Raw genomic sequence first — 17,025 nt, 5'->3', positions numbered from 1 at the left:
GTCGATAGTCCCTTAGAAGAGGCCGATCGCGTTGCCGTCCTCATCGACGCCCATGCGCAGAGCCGCGGGCTCCTTCGGCAGGCCGGGCATGGTCATGACCGAACCGGTGAGAGCAACGACGAACCCTGCGCCGAGGCGGGGGATGAGGTCACGAACGTGGAGCACGTGGCCCTCGGGCGCGCCGAGCTTGGTCGGGTCGTCGCTGAACGAGTACTGGGTCTTCGCCATGCAGACGGGAAGCTTGTCCCAGCCGTTCTTCTTGAGGCGGCGAAGCGCAGCGGGGGCACCGTCGACGTACTGGACTTCGGAAGCACCGTAGACCTCTTTGGCGATGGTCTCGATGGCGTTTTCGACGCCGTCTTCGGTCTCGTAGAGGTGGTGGAAGTCGCCGGCCTCTTCGATCGCGGCGAGCACCTGGTCGGCGAGGTCGAGAGCGCCTTCGCCGCCCTTGGCCCACACCTCGGAGAGGGCTGCCTTGTAACCGTTCTCCTTGGCCCAGTCGAGAACGGCGTTGAGCTCGGTCTCGGTGTCCGACGGGAAGCGGTTGAGGGCGATCACGGGCTCGAGGCCGAACTTGCGGATGTTCTCGAGGTGCTTGCGGAGGTTCGAGGTGCCCTCGAGGGCTGCCTCGACGTTCTCGGTTTCGAGGTCGTCCTTCTTGACGCCGCCGTGCATCTTGAGCGCGCGTACGGTTGCGACGAGCACGACCGCGTCAGGCGAGAAACCGCCGAAGCGCGACTTGATGTCGAGGAACTTCTCGCCGCCGAGGTCCGAGCCGAAGCCGGCCTCGGTCACGGCGATCTCACCGAGCTCGCGGGCGAGGTTCGTCGCGATGATCGAGTTGCAGCCGTGCGCGATGTTGGCGAACGGGCCACCGTGAACGAGGGCGGGGGTTCCGCCGAGGGTCTGCACGAGGTTCGGGTTGAGGGCGTCCTTGAGGAGCATCGTGATGGCGCCTTCGACCTTGAGGTCGGCGACGGTCACGGGCTTGCGATCGAACGTGTAGCCAACGACGATGCGCGAGATGCGCTCCTGGAGGTCCGCGAGGTCCGTCGCGAGGCAGAGGATCGCCATGATCTCCGAGGCAACGACGATGTCGAAGCCGTCTTCGCGTGGCATGCCCTGGGCGGGGCCGCCGAGGCCGACGACGATCGAGCGAAGTTCGCGGTCGTTGACGTCGAGGACGCGCTTCCACTGGATGCGGCGCGGGTCAATGTTGAGGGGGTTGCCCTGGTGAATCGAGTTGTCGATGAGGGCCGCGAGGGTGTTGTTGGCGATCTGGATTGCGTGGAAGTCGCCCGTGAAGTGGAGGTTGATGTCTTCCATGGGGACGACCTGGGCGTAGCCGCCGCCGGTCGCGCCACCCTTGACGCCCATGACCGGGCCGAGGGACGGCTCACGCAGGGCCACGACGGTCTTCTTGCCCTTGAGGGAGAAGGCGTCGGAAAGGCCGACGGTCGTTGTCGACTTGCCTTCACCGGCGGGGGTGGGCGAGAGGGCCGAGACGAGCACGAGCTTCGCCTTCGGCTTGTCGCTATTGCGGTCGATCTTCTTCATGTCGACCTTGGCCTTGGTCCAGCCGTAGGGGATGAGGGCGTCGTCGGGAATACCGGCGGCCTCGGCGATCTCGGTGATCGGCTTGAGGGTGTGTGCCTGGGCGATCTTGAGATCGGGGTTTTCGCTTGCCATGGGGCAAATCTCCTTTGATTCTTCTCGGTTCCTGCGGGGGCGTTCGTCCCTCACTGTGACCTAGCAAACGGGAAATTCCCTGAGCGTGCCAGCGATTCGCCGGCTCGTGCGGTGTTCCGGCGCGCTCGCGTGACCGAGATTTCGGAAATATGGTGCGGGCAAGGGGCATACAAAAATCCCCCGCCCGGTACGACCCGGCGGGGGATTGCTGTGGCTCCGACGGGCGTCGATCCCGTGACCTCTCGATTTTCAGTCGAACGCTCTACCAACTGAGCTACAGAGCCTTATGTTCCAGAAGGAACAGCGAACAGCCTACCAGTGCACGCGAGCGCGTGCGAAATCGACGGGGGAGGGGGAGAGGTAAGACACGTTCGTTCGGGTGTGGGCGCAAAGGGTGGGGGGCATGGAAAAACCCCCTCGATTCTTCGAGGGGGTTTGTCGCTTTTTGCGACCCTGACCGGGCTTGAACCGGCGACCTCCGCCGTGACAGGGCGGCACTCTAACCAACTGAGCTACAGGGCCTTTTTTGTCGCGCTCTCGCTTCGACTCGAATTACTTTACACACCCTGTGCATCAAATGCCACCTGAGAGCGGAGAGGCTCGTCACATTCGTGATTCCGCTGGTCTTCGCATGCTTGGCACAATGGATGGGGTGAGGAGCAGAGCACAGTCCGACGGTTCATCAGTCGCCTTCGATCTCGAGGCAATCGGCGCGAATCTCGCCTTCGCGAGCGTCGCTGCCGACCTCGCCGAGGCGATCGCGTCGCCCGGTGCGAGCGCGGTCGTCCAGGCGCCTCCGGGATCGGGCAAGACGACGCTCGTGCCGCCCATCGTCGCGAACGCTCTCGCGCGCGAGCGAGGAGCGGGTCGCGTGATTGTTACGCAACCGCGGCGCGTCGCCGCGCGTGCCGGCGCCTCCAGGCTTCGTGCCCTTGCTTCACAGACCACCCCGGCGCTCGCGCGCCGCGTCGCCTATACGGTGCGCGGTGACTCTACGCTCACGCGCGACTCCCTCGTGGAGTTCGTGACACCGGGTGTCCTCGTGCGACGCTTCCTCGCCGATCCCGAGCTGGCGGATGTGTCGGCGATTGTGCTCGACGAAGTGCACGAACGCTCCCTTGATTCAGATCTCGCGCTCGCCTTCGCGCTCGACGTGCGTGACCTGCGTGGAGATCTGAGGCTTCTCGCGCTGTCGGCGACCCTCGATGCCGAGCGCTTCGCGGGCCTCATGGGGGAGGGCGTGCCAGGACCGGTGCCGGTGATCGACTCGCCAACGGCGCTATTTCCCGTCGAGACGCGACGAGAGCCCTTCGCCTCGCGCATGAACGAGCGCGGGGTCTCGCGCGACTTTCTCGACTACGCCGCGCGGGTGGCGGTTGAGGCGCTTGGTGAGCCCGGCGAGCTCGCTGACTGCGACGTTCTCGTGTTCCTGCCGGGGGCGTGGGAGGTCGAAAACGCGGCTTCGGCGGCGCGGGATCTGCTCGCGCGTCGTGGCGCGCGGGTCGACGTCTGTGAACTTCACGGCCGCATCGATGCGCGTGAACAGGATCGGATTGTGCGGGGCCGCGGAGCCGGCGAGCCGCGCAGGATCATCTTTTCCACGAACCTCGCCGAGTCGTCGCTCACCGTGCCGGGCGTGCGGATCGTCGTGGATTCGGGGTTGAGCCGAGAGGTGCGCCGCGATGCCGCAAGGAAAATGAGCGGCCTCGTGACCGTCACGGCGTCGCGTGCGAGCATGGCGCAGCGCGCCGGTCGCGCGGGCCGACTCGGCCCCGGCCTCGCGATTCGCCTCTTCGACGACCTCGCCTACGCCGGCGCGCGAGACTTCACCCTCCCGGAAATCGCGAGCGCCGACCTCACCGATACGGCACTGCTCATGGCGGCATGGGGGACGCCCGGCGGATCAGGCCTTCGACTTCCCGACCCGCCCCCGGCGGACGCGCTCGGCGACGCCCACGAGACACTCCACGCCCTCGGAGCCCTCGACGCCAATGGTTCGCTCACACCCCTCGGCCGCACGCTCGCCTCCATCCCCACCGACCCGCGGCTTGCCCGGGCGCTGCTCGCTTCAACACCGGTCGTGGGTTCCGACGCCGCCTCGCGCACCGTCGCCGCCCTGTCCCTTGAGGCGCCACTCCCGCTCGACGGCCGCAGCATCGACGGCCCGCGCGCGAACCGCGAGCGTCTCGCGAAAGAAACCGAGCGTTTCGCCCGGATCGCTCGCCGCCATGCAGGCGATGCACGCCCCGAAACGAGCGGCGAACTGGAGGGGCTCGAGGCGCCGCATGATCCGGCGCACGCCGCCGGAATCGTCGTGGGCCTCGCCTACCCGGAGCGCCTCGCGCGGCGCGTCGAGCCGGGAATCTACGAGTGCGCAGGCGGGACCCGCGCCGGCACGGACGAGACGAGTCTCGGCGAATGGATCGCGATAGCCGAGATGCAGCGATCGAACGCGAGGGCCGCCCTCGGCACGGGCGCGATCATCCGCTCGGCCGCACCCCTCACCGAAGAGGAAGCCCTCGCATGCGCGGGCGCCCTCAGGCGCGAGAGAACCGAAATCGACTTCGGCGAGAGCGGCGCGAAAGCGCGCCGCGTGCGCGCGCTGGGCAGCATCGTTCTCTCCTCGACCCCCACGAAAGCCGAGGGAGCAGGTGCGCGAGAGGCTGTTCTCGCGGGCATTCAACGCGCCGGACTCGGCATGTTCACGTGGAGCCCGAGCGCCGCAAACCTGCGCTCCCGCCTCGCGCTTCTTCACCGCGAGCTCGGCGAACCCTGGCCCGACGTGAGCGACGCGGCGCTACTGTCACGCCTCGAAGAACTCGCGGGTCCCGAAATCGACGCGCTCGCCGGCATCGGCAGAAAAAACCCGCTTCCCCCCTCAAAAATCGACATGCGCCCCATCCTCGAGCGCGCCCTACCGTGGCCCGAAGCCGCGCGACTCGAAGAACTCGCGCCCGAGAGAATCCAGGTGCCGTCGGACTCCAAAATTCGCCTTGACTACCCGAGCACCGACCAGATTGCGCACGACGATGAGAGCGGCGCGGACGAGGCGCCCGTGAGGCTCAAGGTCAAGCTCCAGGAAATGTTCGGGCTCGAAGAGACCCCGCGCATCGTCGAGGGCAGGGTGAGCGTGCTCATCGAGCTGCTCTCACCCGGTGGCAAATCCCTCGCGATCACCAAGGACCTGCGCTCATTTTGGGCGGGGCCGTACGCGGAGGTCCGCAAAGAAATGCGCGGCCGCTACCCGAAACACCCCTGGCCCGAGGACCCGATGGCGTTCGAAGCGACCGCGAAAACGAACCGCGCACTCAGGCGCGGCCCGCACTAGGGACGGGACTACTTCTCGAGTGCCCGCACGCCCTTCCAGGCAAGAGGAATCAGCCCAGCGGCGATCGCGGCCTTCACGATCCCGCCCGGAATGAACGGGATGAGGCCCGCGTTCATGATGCCCGCGAAGTCGAGGCCGAGGCCCATGATCGAGTTGAGCACCCACGCCATGTACGGCACGCCCACGACGAACGGCAACGCGCTCGCGGCAATAAAACCGAGAAGCGCGAGGGCGAACTTACGATCCCACGCGCGCTCCGCCATCCAGCCCGCCACAAAGGCCGAGGGGATAAAGCCGATGATGAAGCCGAAGCTCGGCTCGAGAACCATGCCCGGGCCGCCGCCAAACTCCGCGAAAATCGGGGCGCCCGCAAGACCCGCCACGAGGTAGGTGGCAAGCGACGCCGCGCCGCGCTTCGAGCCGAGTGCCGCGCCCACGAGAATCACGCCGAGGGTCTGGCCGGTGATCGGCACATACGGAAGCGGAATCGTGACCTGCGCGAGGAGCCCCACCACAACGACGCCGGCCGCGATGAGCGAGAGATCGGTGAGCAGCGTGCGGTGTTTGACGAGCGAATCGGCGAGCACGGGGCGAGCGCCGGCAACGGATGCGGTGGACATGGATCTCCTTCGTCTCACGAATAGGGCCGCACTAATACTAGGCCCCGCTCCCGTTCAGGGTGGAGAAAAGCGCAGTCGCCTACACCTGAATCTGGGCGAACGTGGCGCTCTATAGGGTGAGATCATGCCACCACGATCCTTTGCCCCCAGTACTCGCACTGAGCGCGCCCGCCTCATATGTGCGCGCCTGAGTGCACAAGGACTCGCCCTGCCGAGGCACCGCAACGCCGGGAATCTCGTGCACGCGATCGGCGCGATGCAGGGGCAGGATCTGCCCGGCCTGCTCTCCTCGATCGCCCTTCGGCTCGATGCGGAAAAGGTCGGTGAAGCACCAGACCAGGATCAGGTTCCGACGGTGGCTCCGCAAGCGTCGGCCCCCGAAGCTTTCCCGAGCGACGCGCGCATGCGTGAAGTACTGCGCGCGTTTGACGCAGGCGAGATCGTGCGCGGCTACCCGATGCGAGGGACCGTTTTCGCCATGGCCGCTCGCGATGCGCGGTGGATGACCGAACTGTGTGCGAAGAAGGGAGAGTGGGAAGCAAGACGCCGCCGCTCGCGCAATCTTTCCGACGCACAGGTCGAGCACGCGCTGAACCTCGCCCTCGAATTCCTCGCGGGGAAAGTGCGAGGTGTGACTCGGGCGGAACTCCTCGAGGCGTGGAAAAGCGGCGGCATTGAGACGGACGGCGGTCGCGGCTACCACCTCATCACCTACTTCATGGCATCCGGCCACCTGATCTACGGGCCGATCGACGGTGCGGAACAGCGAATCGCGGACGCCGCGACGTGGCTCCCCGACGGGGCGGGACTCGAGGAGCGTTTCGGGGGAGACAAAGTGGCGGCAACCGCGGCACTGCTTGAGCGCTACCTCGCAAGTCATGGGCCCGCGACGCTGCGCGATTTCGCGTGGTGGACGAAACTCCCGCTTCGCCAGATCCGCGCGGCTGCCCTCCAGATCGGCGACGGAATCGAGGAATGGGGCAGTGACGCCGCAGGCGAGACGCTATTCTGCCGCGCGGGGCTTGCCGATGAGGTCAGCTCTGCCGCCGCACGCGTTCGGGGCACCTTCCTGCTGCCCGGTTTCGACGAGCTCGTGCTCGGATACCCCGACCGCCTCGCTCTCATGACCGAACAAGAGCACGCGCTGCTCGTGCCCGGAAACAACGGGGTGTTCCGGCGAGGAATCGTGCGCGGCGGGCGCATGGTTGCCCTGTGGCGCACCGTCAAGCGCAAGAGCGGTCGTGCGCTCGTGGTCGATGCCTTTGGTGAGGAACTCTCCGCTGCGGCCTCGCGCGACATCGACAATGTCTTCGCGGCTTTTCCGCATCACGACCAGTAGGTGGCGCCCACGCTCGGCGTAGGGGTGTCGGAGCTCACCGCGTGGAGTGTGCGGAAGGTGTACCAAGGTCCCGTGAAAAAGGGAGCGGGCGCAGGTAATTAATTATCTAGCGTCCAACGCCGTTGGCAGAACCCCCACCGATCATTCACGGAGAAAGCGCCATGGGAAAATTAGCGAAGAATCGCAATGGCATTAAAAAAGGCGGCATTGCCGCAGGCTCGTGCTGTGGCTGCACGGGACTCGGAGTTGTGGGGCTGCTCGTCCTCGGCGCTATAGGGTCGCTCGCGGCTCCAAGCGAACAATCGCCGACACCGGTCGCATCCTCTTCCGCTGCTTCCTCCACAACGTCTGCACCTTCTTCGGCGGAAGATGCTCACGAAGCTGGTTCGGTGCCAGTAACACCGGATGCATCGCCCGCACTCAACTCAGACGTGAATGCCGCCTCCGTGCCCGGTGAGAACAATGCCACCGTCGCCCCTGCCGGCCAGCAGGCGGCCCCCACCGGTACCGCTCTCGCCCAGCTCCGCACGCTCGAGGTGAAAGGGAGGGCCCCGAAAACGGGGTATGACCGTGAATCCTTCGGTTGGCGCGACGACGTCGACCGCAACGGCTGCGATACGCGCAACGACATTCTTCGACGCGACCTGAAAAACATCACCACGAAAGCGGGCACCCAGGGCTGTGTGGTGCTCTCGGGCCGAGTCGACTCGCCGTATAGCGGTTCAAGCTACGACTTCGTGCGCAACCCCGGTAACACGGACATCGACCACGTCGTTGCCCTCTCGGATGCGTGGCAAAGTGGCGCCTCTAGTTGGGATGCACAAAAGAAGATCGCCTTCGCGAATGATCCTCTCAATCTTCTTGCCGTCGAGTCGACGCTGAACCGGCAAAAAGGCGACGGCGATGCCGCGACGTGGCTACCGCCGCACAAGCCCTATCGCTGCGAGTATGTGGCGCGCCAAGTAGCGGTGAAAGCGAAGTATGGACTCTGGGTGAAACCGGCTGAGGCCGAAGCCATCGAGCGCGTACTGGCAGAGTGCCCCGACATGAAGGCGTTTGACCAAAACGTTCAGCCGCCCGCCACCGACTCCACCACGGAAGCAAAACCGGCGCCGACCGAAAAGCCTCGACGGGCGGAAAAGCCAAAACAGGCTGACAAGCCTCGGCAGGCTGACAAGCCCGCGCCCCTCGTCAGGGAAGTGGAGAGGGAGGCGCCCAAGAAGGAGGCGCCTAAGAAGGAGGCTTCGAAGAAGGCCCACACCAAGAAGAGCGCCCCTAAGACAGAAGAGCCCAAGAAGAGTTCTTCGAAGAAGAAATCTTCTGGTCGCGGTGGCTTCCGTAACTGCACGGAGGCTTGGGAGAACGGTGCGGCACCGCTCCACAGGGGGGATTCCGGCTACGCCCCGAAGCTTGATAGAGACGGCGACGGCGTCGCGTGTGAGGTGCGGCCGCGGTACTAGGCCCCAACGGCGATGTTTTTGCCTGGGGCGTGGCTCAGCCTTGCTCTCGCCGCGCCCTCTCGATTCACCAAAGTGGTGAAATTTGGCCGCCAACCCCCGAATTTCTGCGTTAGGTGGCGGTTTTTCACCACTGCCGAGGCGGGGTAGGCGGGGGAGTAGTAGTGCTGTACCGCCGAAAAGGTCCGACCGGTCGATGGGTGCTGACGTTTGAACTGCCTGGAGAAAAGCGCTCGCTGAGGGTGTAGTTCGTTTTGCAATCGGATCGATTGCCGTAGTTGCTGCCTCCGGTGGGGGAAGCGTCCTAGTAGAACGCGAACCACATGGATACTTGAGTTATGGATATTGACCAGTGGGCGACTGTCGTATCTGCCGGGGCGGCAGTCGTATCAACCGTGTTTGCTATCGCGTCAGCGGTTTACTCGCGTGTGTCGAAGCGTGCGCGAGCGCAAGCCGAGGCTCATGAGCGGCGCGCGAATGAATCGTTAGCTTCAATGAAGCGGCTCGCGGCGGCGGTCGAATATGCGCCTTTTCAGGCAGTCGAGGAACAGGACTTGGTGTTTCGTCTCACGAACCGGCGGGCCTTCGATCAGGAAATCGAGACGGTGGAGAATCGGGACGAGTTCACGAGGCTGCTTTTCGAGACGCCTGTAGTGGTGCCTGCGTATGGGTCTGAGACTTTCTATGTTTTTACCGCTTGGGGTTCGAGTTGTCCGAGTGACCTCGTTTTGCGGGTCGATGGTCGGATGGTTCATGTGCCGCTCGTTCGTCGCGCACGAGATTGACGAACACGAGGATTGAGAACAGTGCACCCACGACGGCGATAGCGGCGCAGGCGACAGTAAAAACGTGAGCATCAGGCAGCTCCTTTCGAGTCGGAGGTGTCGGGTGATAATGGTCGGCATGGACGTAGATATTGCTGGCTGGGCCGGTGCTGCTCTAACGGCGATCACCTTGGGTTTCGTGGTGCTTGAGAGGCAAGAGCGGAAGCGTGAAGCGGCATCCGCTTTCCTCTGTGTTGACAGCTACAAGACGGTCAGTGAGCTCAACGGGGGAGTAGCGCCGATTCTGACCATCACCAATACGGGTGCCGTCGCGGCGCATATCAAGATGATGGCAATAGCGGGAGCCTCTGAAATCCGTCACCAAGACAATCCTGCTTTCGAAGTGAAGTTTGCGCTCGGCCCAAACCAGTCCTTCGACATGGTTCTCGACGAGGGGGCTCGGAAGGACGCCTGGATTTTATTCATGTACCTGGCTGGCACTCAGCCCTACGTCGTCTTTTCTTGGCAGCGATGCTTCATCCCCTATGAACCTGGCGACTACCCGAAGCGGGGTAGGGTCGCTAACTTCTTTTTCCGCAGGTGGGCATACTGGACGAAGCGCCCGCTTAGCGTCGGTCCAGGAGCAGAAGCGGGCCTGCGGTTACGGCACTCGCGAGCGACAGACGCCCAAATGAAAGCTGCGCAGGAAAAGTGGCGGGAAGCTGAGCCGCGATTCCTAGTAACAAGCCAAGTGACGCCACAGCTACCGGGATGGCCGGAAGAGGCTGACTAGCAAGAGCTTTCGTAGTGGCTTCTTGATGCTCGATTTCGCTCCTCCTTAGGCGCTTACCCATATGTGCTGGGTCTGTGCCTCTGTTCTGGTCGGTGCAGGCGCGCTCACAGGGTGTGCTGTCGACGGCTTTTGCGGCATCTTGTTGCGGTGTGTTCCGGGGAGCACGCCGTCACCGCCTGCGCGAGGACGCGGGGGACGGCTTGTTCGCCGGTGGGGTCGATGTGGGCGGTGGTTTTCGCGTTGAGGCCGTTCCACCAATCGAGGTAATGGATGGCGTGGGTTCGTAGTTGACGCTTGGAGAATCGCAGGCTTTCGCGAGTCGCGATCTCCCTGACGTAGCGCATGGCGTCGCTGAGCGACATGAGGGCTCCTAAGGGGAGTGCTGTGGGAAGTCACAGGCTTGGAAGGGGGTGAGGGCTAGGCGGCGGTTGGGAGTAGCTCGGAGATGTCCGCGCGCAGGACGCGGGACAGGGCCCTCAAGTTAGCTCACCTTGAAGTCGCCCGTCGCGAGATGGCGACGGAGAGTTACTTCAGGAATTCCCGCCTCGCGCGCTACTTCTGGGATATTGCTGATTCGTTCTATTTCTCGGATCGCGTTTCGTGCAATCTGTTCGGAGTAGGTGTTCATGGCGAACACGTTATGCAACCGTGTGGTGCGCTATCCGTCCAAAAGGGGACAAACGGGACATGCGTTACATTGAAGTGGATCAGGGGACTGAACGGTTACATTTGTTGCTATTCGGTTATGCTTTAGGTATGGAAACTGAAGCGTTCGTGAGAGCCCTTGGCGCAGAAGTGCGCACCGCCGCCACAGTTGCGCAGGTGAAGATCGGAGATCTTGCCGAAGCCGTAGGCGTAAGTCGAATGTCGCTCACGCGATACTTGAACGGCGAGCGAGAGATGACCGTTCCGACACTTTGTCGCATCGCGGATGAGCTTGGAGTCTCAGCCGCCACGCTGATTGAACGCGCCACGCGCCGCGCCGAAGAGGATGCGCACCCAACTCAGGCAGACTTCGCCCTCGCCGCCGACAAATCCCCCAACCAGGGCGCGACGATGCGCGATGCTCTCGATACTCACCAAGAATCACCAGAGCCGTTTTACGACGGTGACGATCCCGCCTAACAAGAAAGAGTAACCCTCATGAAGAAAACCCTTGTCCCGATTGTATGCGTCGTTCTCGCGCTCGCGGGCTGCTCAAAAGGTGGCGATGAAGCTGCACCATCGAAAGAAGCAACCACCGCAGCAGCAAGCACCGAAGCGGCCACCAAAGAAGCGCCAGGCGATGAAGCCCCCGCTCCCACAGATTCGTTCAAGCCGGGGGATACTTTGTCGGTCACTGACGATAATGGCACTGTGGTAACCGTCCACCTGACCGATGTTGGCATTCCGAACGACTTCAAGGAAGTGCATGATTCACTCCCTGCATTCAAGGATGATCCCATCGAGGGTGTGACACTAACGATGGACGTAGATAACCGTAAGAGCGATCAAGAGTTCTACCTAGAAACGGTGTATCTCTACGATGCCGAAGGGAACGAGTACGAGTTTTATTCAGTAGGGCAGCTTCTCGACGTAATCGAGTTCAATATTGATGAAGCAACGAATAACGCTGAAAACTGGAGTGATTATTACGATCAAGTTTCTGCGGTGAGCGAGAACTACCCAACTAGCGTGCGCCCTTCTGCGAAGAAGGAAGGCATTGTCTATGTAGGTAAGGAAGTCCCCGATGAGATTATGGATGTCCAAGTAGATGGTACGTATGTAACTGGCGACACGTGGGAGCGCCAGTAGCATCCCGTCTTTAAATGTCTCACCCTCCCGCAACATTGGGAGGGTGAGTTTTTATAACCCTTGGGACCATTTGCACGCCGCATTCCCCGCTGTGCGCGTGGAGTTCGCACGCCTTGACGGGCGGTGTGGGGAGACGAACGGGCGGGACCTTATCCGGCTCGATAAGCGTCTGCTTCAGGTGGAGCGGCGTTGCACTCTCGCGCATGAGCTCGTACACCTCGAGGCGGGCGAGGGGCGGCCTTGTAGCGCTTCCCGCGAGCGCGAGGTGAACCGCATAGCGGCGGCGCGGCTGATCTCGCTGGAGGCGCTCGTGAAGGCGTCCAGGTGGGCGCGTGACCCTCTCGAGCTCGCTGAAGAGCTGTGGGTGACGGCGCTCATGCTTGAAGCGCGTTGCGAGACGCTCACCGCGTCGGAACTGTTCGCGGTGGCGGGGGTTGAAAATGAATAGGTCGATGGCCGGGTCATTTCGAGATGTGTAACAAGATGTGTAACAACCCGCCCTCGCGGCCTTAACCAGAAAACCCCCGATCCGGCGTTTTACCAGGTCGGGGGCTATTTTTTCTGGAGCCTCCTGCCGGAATCGAACCGGCGACCTATTCATTACGAGTGAATCGCTCTACCGACTGAGCTAAGGAGGCGTGTGCTTCGCTCACGCGTCGCGCACGAATCACAACTTTACGGGAGAAACGGCCCGGGTGCCAAACTGTGCCGGTGATGGACCGGTCACATCTCGTGCGGGGTGACGTGCATGCCGCCCCGCTGACCCGGGCTCAGTTTCTACTCACATTTCGCACCGTCGTCCGGGACCTTGTCCTCGAGAAGGTACGCGTCGACCATCTCCTCGATGCAGCCGCCCGAGCGGCCGTAGGCGGTGTGACCGAAGCCTTCCCAGGTAAGGAGAACCGAGTTGTCGAGCTGTTTGTTGAGAGATTCAGCCCACGCATACGGTGTTGCGGGATCGTGGGTTGTGCCGATCACGACGATGGTGCTCGACCCCTTCGCATGGATTTCCTCGGGGTAGCGCACGGGCTTCGCGGGCCAGTTCGCGCAGCCGTCCTCTTCGCTGCCGAGCGACGGACCAAACGTCGGGTACTTCTTCGCGAGGCGTTCACCTTCGGCCTTGAGCCACTTTTCGTCGGTTACCCCGATGTGGTCGAGGCAGTTCACGGCGACGTTGGCGAACGTGCTGTTCGACTTGAATGAGCCGTCTTCTTCGCGCTCGTTGGCGAGGTCGGCGAGCATGAGGAGGACGTCGGCGGAGTTGTTGGCCTTGGCGCTTTCGATCCCGAGGGCGACGTACTCCCAGGTCTCGTTGCTGTAGAGGGCAGTGAGGATCGCTGTTGAGGCGAGGGTCTCGTTGAGCTTGCGGCCGCTCGCCGTGGGAATGGGGTCCTTCCCGGCGTTCGTCATGAAGTCGCGAAGCTGCTGAATGCCTTCGTCGACGCTGCCCGTGAGGGGGCAGCTGCCGCGTTCGTTCTGGCACCAGGTCACGAAGTCTTTAATCGCCTGCTCGAAACCGGCGGCCTGACCGGCGACAATCTCGTTTGTCGTGAGCGCTGGGTCCATCGCGCCGTCGAGGATGAGGTGTCCGGTGCGCTCCGGGTACATTTCGGCGTAGGTGGCGCCGAGGTACGTGCCGTACGAGAAGCCGAGGTAGTCGAGCTTTTCGGATTCAACAGCCGAGCGGATCACGTCCATGTCGCGCGCAGCGGAGTACGTGTCGACGTACTGAATGCGGTCGCTGGACTTCGCTTTGCAGGCTTTCGCGAGCTTGTCGGCCCATTCCTTAGCTATCTTCTTACCTTCCTCGGTGTCGGGAATGTCTGTCGATAGCATTTCGTCGGTCTCGGCATCGTCGAGGCACTGGACACCGTCGGAATCCTTCACCCCTCGCGGGTCGAAGCCGATCAGATCGTACTGTTTGCGCACGGTGGAGCTGATCGTCATGGAACCGTAGGCGGCGACGTGTTCCGCCCCCGAGCCGCCGGGGCCGCCGGGGTTGAGAAGAAGTGAGCCCTTCTTGTCGTCGCCCGTTGCGGGAACGCGTGTGAGCAGGAGCGAGAGGGTGGCACCTTCGGGGTCGTTCCACTTGAGGGGGACCTCGATCGTGGCGCATTCAGCGCCTTGATACTCCGCGCGTTCGCATTTTCCCCAGTCGGCGCGCTGGTCGTAGAACTTCTTCCAGCGCTCGTCCTTTGCGGGGTCGGCGCCGAGGTCGTAGGCGGCGGATTCGACGACGGGAGCGATCGATTTAAGGGGCGCCATGCCTTCCGTGCCGTAGGCCTTGGAGGTCGAGTTCTCGAGCTCCTTGATGGCTTTTTCGGCGTCCTTCTCGAAGTTGCCGCTGCCGGTGGCTGCCGAGTTACTTGGCGTGGCCTTGTGCCCCGCTTGGATGAGTGCTCCGCATCCACTGAGCGAGAGTGCGGCAAGCGTGAGGGCGCTGAGGGCGGCGGCGGCACGTGCGCGCACGCCGAAGCGGGAGGGGTGAGTGGGTGTCACGAAGAAACCTCGCGGATCGTTGGGAAGGCAAATTAGCTGCCATTATTCAATCACGCGGTGCCGTGTGTCACCGTCAGGCTCTCCCAGTTGGCGTTCCGGCATCGACATGGGTAGAGTATTTCCGCCCGCCCCGTTCGTCTAGCGGCCTAGGACACCTGCCTTTCACGCCGGCAACACGGGTTCGAATCCCGTACGGGGTACAGCATGAAACCGCCCACCAGAATTGGTGGGCGGTTTCGTTTTAACGGCACGTGCGCGGGGTCCGACGCCTGCCCGCCTTCATCGCGCGGACTTTGTGAGTGTGCTCAAGGAGCGCCAGCTAGGGTGGAGGTACGCGGTCCCTCCTCGATGACGCCGAGGCGATTGATCGCCCCTACTCCTACCCCACGAGATAAGGACAGGACGAATGAGCACTTTTGATCCGAACCTTCCGAGCACGAACGAAGCCGGTGCCGTGCGTGAATCCGATGCCCATTCACTGAGCGTTGGCGCGAATGGCCCCCTCCTTCTTCACGACGTGAACCTTGTGGAGAAGCTCGCGCGTTTCGATCGCGAGCGCATTCCGGAGCGCAGCCCCCACGCGAAGGGCTCAGGCGCTTTCGGCGAACTCCGCGTGACCGAGGATGTTTCCCAGTACACGAAGGCGAAGCTTTTCCAGAAGGGCCAGAAGACCCCGATGCTCGCGCGTTTTTCGACCGTTGCCGGTGAGCTCGGTTCGCCCGATACGTGGCGCGACGTTCGCGGTTTTGCCCTTAAGTTCTATACGGAGGAGGGCAACTACGACATCGTCGGCAACAACACGCCAATCTTCTTCCTCCGCGACCCCATGAAGTTCCCCGACTTCATTCACTCGCAGAAGCGCCTTCCCGATTCGGGTCTGCGCGATGCCACCATGCAGTGGGACTTCTGGACCCTTTCGCCTGAGAGCGCCCACCAGGTCGCCTACCTCATGGGCCCGCGCGGTCTTCCGAAGACCTGGCGTCATATGAACGGCTACAGCTCGCACACCTACATGTGGGTGAATGAGGCTGGCGAGAAGTCGTGGGTCAAGTACCACTTCCACACCCAGCAGGGCGTCGAGTACCTCTCGAACGAGGACGCGACTCGCATTGCGGGCGAGGATGCCGATGCGCACCGCAAGGACCTCTTCGACGCGATCAAGAACGGCGATTTCCCGAAGTGGGATGTCTCGGTGCAGATCATGCCGTACGAGGACGCGAAGACCTACCGCTTCAACCCGTTCGACCTCACGAAGACTTGGTCGAAGAAGGACTACCCGCTTATCAAGGTCGGTGAGTTCGAGCTCAACCAGAATCCGGTGAACCACTTCGCGCAGATCGAGCAGGCGGCTTTCAGCCCGTCGAACCTCGTTCCGGGCATCGGTTTCTCGCCCGACAAGATGCTTCTCGGCCGCGTGTTCTCCTACCCGGATGCACAGCGCAACCGCCTCGGCACGAACTACAACCAGCTGCCCGTGAACCGCCCGGTGAACGACGTCAACACCTACTCGAAGGAAGGGGCGATGGAGTTCTTCCACTCGGGCGATGCTCCCGTGTATGCCCCGAACTCGTTCGGTCGCGCTTACCAGGATGAGCAGGGACCGGTCGACAACGGCTGGGAGTCCGACGGCGAGATGGTGCGCGCCGCGTACACCCTCCACGCCGAGGACGACGACTTCGGCCAGGCCGGCACCCTCGTGCGCGAGGTGTTTGGCGACGAGGAGCGCGAGGAGTTCGTGAACACCGTCGCGGGAGCCCTCGACGGCGTGATCGAACCCGTGCTCTCGCGCGCATTCGAATACTGGAAGAACGTTGATCAGGAGATCGGCGAGCGCATCGAGAAGGCCGTTAAGGCCAACGCGGGCGACGCCGAGGTTCCCGGTAGCGTCCAGTAACGCACGACTCAGAAGTTCGGCCCCGTTCCTGCCGCGTTCGGTGGGGGGCGGGGCCGACGTTTGCCCGCACCACGCCGCTTTGGGATTCTTGAAGCATGGATGTCATGAGCCGTGAAGAATTCGAGGCCGCGGTTGACGACGCCCTCGATTCGCTGCCGCTCGATGTCGTCACCCAGATTTCCGATTCGAACACGGTGATCCTCGTAGAGGAGGAACCCGAGGGTGATGAGGAGCTGCTCGGAGTGTTTGACGGGGTGCCGCTCACGGAGCGCGGTCATTTCGACGGTCTCATGGAGCCGGGCCGCATCATCGTGTTTCGCGGCCCGCTCACGCGCATGGCTGCGAGCCGCGAGGAGCTCGAGGAGCAAATCCGCGTGACCGTGCTCCACGAGGTCGGTCACCTCTTCGGGGTCGAGGAGGAGCGCCTGCACGCGCTCGGCTGGGGCTAAACGATCAGGACGTCGGCGGGGGAGTCCGCGATCACCGTTTGAATGGTGTTGCCGAGGTAGCGAGGGTCGTCCGTTCCCCCAAAGCGGGCCCCGAGCACGAGGGTGTCCGCGCCAGTTTTCTCAATCTCGGTGATGATTGCGTGGGCGACCTCGTCGCCGTCGTCGATGTGCCTGGTGCGAGAGTCGACATCGCGCACGCCCGCGCGGCGCGCCGTCTGTACCGCGAACGCGAGCTGCTCCGCGCTCGCATGTCGAGGGTCCGACTCGACAGAGTCGCGCACGACGTTCACGAGATGCAGCGAGGTGCCGAACTGCACGGCGCGCTCAATTGCGGCGTCGAGTGCTGCCTCGCCCTTGGGGGTGGGGATGTAGGCCACGAGGATGCTCACCGTTGATCTC

Annotated in this window: 16 protein-coding genes and 4 tRNA genes; 11 read left to right on the top strand and 9 right to left on the bottom strand. The window is 63.2% G+C overall.

From position 1 onward, the window contains the following. Nucleotides 1-12: 12 nt before the first annotated feature. From HMPREF3176_RS06860 to HMPREF3176_RS06850, 3 genes are all read right to left on the bottom strand, one after another. The gene (locus HMPREF3176_RS06860; protein ID WP_070435917.1) at nucleotides 13-1,689 is read right to left on the bottom strand and encodes a formate--tetrahydrofolate ligase; all 1,677 of its coding nucleotides are present in this window, start codon (nucleotides 1,687-1,689) and stop codon (nucleotides 13-15) included. A gap of 211 nt (nucleotides 1,690-1,900) precedes the next feature. Beyond that, a tRNA-Phe gene (locus HMPREF3176_RS06855) sits at nucleotides 1,901-1,973 on the bottom strand. A 164-nt stretch (nucleotides 1,974-2,137) separates the two neighbouring features. Then, a tRNA-Asp gene (locus HMPREF3176_RS06850) sits at nucleotides 2,138-2,211 on the bottom strand. Nucleotides 2,212-2,266: 55 nt separating this feature from the next. Here HMPREF3176_RS06850 and hrpB point away from each other — a divergent pair. Beyond that, nucleotides 2,267-5,017: an ATP-dependent helicase HrpB gene (gene hrpB, locus HMPREF3176_RS06845; RefSeq protein ID WP_246826691.1), complete on the top strand. Its 2,751-nt coding sequence runs from the start codon at nucleotides 2,267-2,269 to the stop codon at nucleotides 5,015-5,017. An 8-nt stretch (nucleotides 5,018-5,025) separates the two neighbouring features. On the opposite strand, the gene HMPREF3176_RS06840 is transcribed toward hrpB, so the two are convergent. Continuing rightward, nucleotides 5,026-5,637 carry a biotin transporter BioY gene (locus HMPREF3176_RS06840; RefSeq protein ID WP_034370611.1) on the bottom strand — a complete coding sequence of 204 codons (612 nt, stop codon included), beginning with the start codon at nucleotides 5,635-5,637 and terminating at the stop codon, nucleotides 5,026-5,028. Nucleotides 5,638-5,761: 124 nt separating this feature from the next. Here HMPREF3176_RS06840 and HMPREF3176_RS06835 point away from each other — a divergent pair, with 124 nt between their 5' ends. The 4 genes from HMPREF3176_RS06835 (at nucleotide 5,762) to HMPREF3176_RS06820 (ending at nucleotide 9,990) form a co-directional block, all read left to right on the top strand. Next, complete coding sequence (locus HMPREF3176_RS06835; RefSeq protein ID WP_070459101.1) at nucleotides 5,762-6,976, top strand: winged helix DNA-binding domain-containing protein; 1,215 nt, start codon at nucleotides 5,762-5,764, stop codon at nucleotides 6,974-6,976. 389 nt (nucleotides 6,977-7,365) lie between these two features. Next, the gene (locus tag HMPREF3176_RS10560) at nucleotides 7,366-8,436 is read left to right on the top strand and encodes a GmrSD restriction endonuclease domain-containing protein (protein ID WP_246826689.1); all 1,071 of its coding nucleotides are present in this window, start codon (nucleotides 7,366-7,368) and stop codon (nucleotides 8,434-8,436) included. A gap of 335 nt (nucleotides 8,437-8,771) precedes the next feature. Then, on the top strand, nucleotides 8,772-9,218 hold the full coding sequence (locus HMPREF3176_RS06825; RefSeq protein WP_070459099.1) for a hypothetical protein: 447 nt from the start codon (nucleotides 8,772-8,774) through the stop codon (nucleotides 9,216-9,218). A 118-nt stretch (nucleotides 9,219-9,336) separates the two neighbouring features. Further along, entirely contained in the window at nucleotides 9,337-9,990 is a 654-nt protein-coding gene (locus tag HMPREF3176_RS06820) for a hypothetical protein (protein WP_141742381.1), read from the top strand. A gap of 104 nt (nucleotides 9,991-10,094) precedes the next feature. Here the strand turns inward: HMPREF3176_RS06820 and HMPREF3176_RS06815 are convergent, their stop codons facing one another. Next, nucleotides 10,095-10,352, bottom strand: coding sequence for a hypothetical protein (locus tag HMPREF3176_RS06815; protein ID WP_070459096.1), 258 nt, complete (start codon nucleotides 10,350-10,352; stop codon nucleotides 10,095-10,097). 119 nt (nucleotides 10,353-10,471) lie between these two features. Then, nucleotides 10,472-10,618, bottom strand: a complete 147-nt coding sequence (locus tag HMPREF3176_RS10340) for a hypothetical protein (protein ID WP_168161960.1) — start codon at nucleotides 10,616-10,618, stop codon at nucleotides 10,472-10,474. Between the two features lie 128 nt (nucleotides 10,619-10,746). Here HMPREF3176_RS10340 and HMPREF3176_RS06810 point away from each other — a divergent pair, with 128 nt between their 5' ends. The 3 genes from HMPREF3176_RS06810 to HMPREF3176_RS06800 are packed head-to-tail and all read left to right on the top strand — an operon-like array spanning nucleotide 10,747 to nucleotide 12,232. Further along, complete coding sequence (locus tag HMPREF3176_RS06810) at nucleotides 10,747-11,115, top strand: helix-turn-helix domain-containing protein (RefSeq protein WP_070459095.1); 369 nt, start codon at nucleotides 10,747-10,749, stop codon at nucleotides 11,113-11,115. Nucleotides 11,116-11,133: 18 nt separating this feature from the next. Then, entirely contained in the window at nucleotides 11,134-11,784 is a 651-nt protein-coding gene (locus HMPREF3176_RS06805) for a hypothetical protein (protein WP_070459093.1), read from the top strand. A 43-nt stretch (nucleotides 11,785-11,827) separates the two neighbouring features. Next, entirely contained in the window at nucleotides 11,828-12,232 is a 405-nt protein-coding gene (locus HMPREF3176_RS06800) for an ImmA/IrrE family metallo-endopeptidase (RefSeq protein ID WP_141742380.1), read from the top strand. A gap of 114 nt (nucleotides 12,233-12,346) precedes the next feature. On the opposite strand, the gene HMPREF3176_RS06795 is transcribed toward HMPREF3176_RS06800, so the two are convergent. Next, nucleotides 12,347-12,422 (bottom strand) — tRNA-Thr (locus HMPREF3176_RS06795). A gap of 139 nt (nucleotides 12,423-12,561) precedes the next feature. Next, nucleotides 12,562-14,283, bottom strand: a complete 1,722-nt coding sequence (locus tag HMPREF3176_RS06790; protein ID WP_070459092.1) for an alpha/beta hydrolase — start codon at nucleotides 14,281-14,283, stop codon at nucleotides 12,562-12,564. Nucleotides 14,284-14,410: 127 nt separating this feature from the next. Between HMPREF3176_RS06790 and HMPREF3176_RS06785 the strand changes: the two genes are divergently transcribed. The 3 genes from HMPREF3176_RS06785 to HMPREF3176_RS06775 all read left to right on the top strand — a co-directional run bounded on the left by HMPREF3176_RS06785 (nucleotide 14,411) and on the right by HMPREF3176_RS06775 (nucleotide 16,626). After that, nucleotides 14,411-14,483 (top strand) — tRNA-Glu (locus HMPREF3176_RS06785). A 206-nt stretch (nucleotides 14,484-14,689) separates the two neighbouring features. Beyond that, nucleotides 14,690-16,177 (top strand): catalase, encoded by a 1,488-nt coding sequence (locus HMPREF3176_RS06780; protein ID WP_070459091.1) that lies wholly within the window; start codon nucleotides 14,690-14,692, stop codon nucleotides 16,175-16,177. 95 nt (nucleotides 16,178-16,272) lie between these two features. Beyond that, nucleotides 16,273-16,626, top strand: a complete 354-nt coding sequence (locus tag HMPREF3176_RS06775) for a metallopeptidase family protein (RefSeq protein WP_070435906.1) — start codon at nucleotides 16,273-16,275, stop codon at nucleotides 16,624-16,626. On the opposite strand, the gene HMPREF3176_RS06770 is transcribed toward HMPREF3176_RS06775, so the two are convergent. Beyond that, nucleotides 16,623-17,015 (bottom strand): universal stress protein, encoded by a 393-nt coding sequence (locus HMPREF3176_RS06770; protein ID WP_070435905.1) that lies wholly within the window; start codon nucleotides 17,013-17,015, stop codon nucleotides 16,623-16,625. The genes HMPREF3176_RS06775 and HMPREF3176_RS06770 overlap by 4 nt on opposite strands. Nucleotides 17,016-17,025: the final 10 nt, after the last annotated feature.

This window comes from Dermabacter sp. HMSC08H10, assembly GCF_001807585.1.
In the GTDB taxonomy this organism is placed as follows: Bacteria; Actinomycetota; Actinomycetes; order Actinomycetales; family Dermabacteraceae; genus Dermabacter; species Dermabacter hominis.
This window is presented reverse-complemented; position numbering and strand designations above follow the sequence as displayed.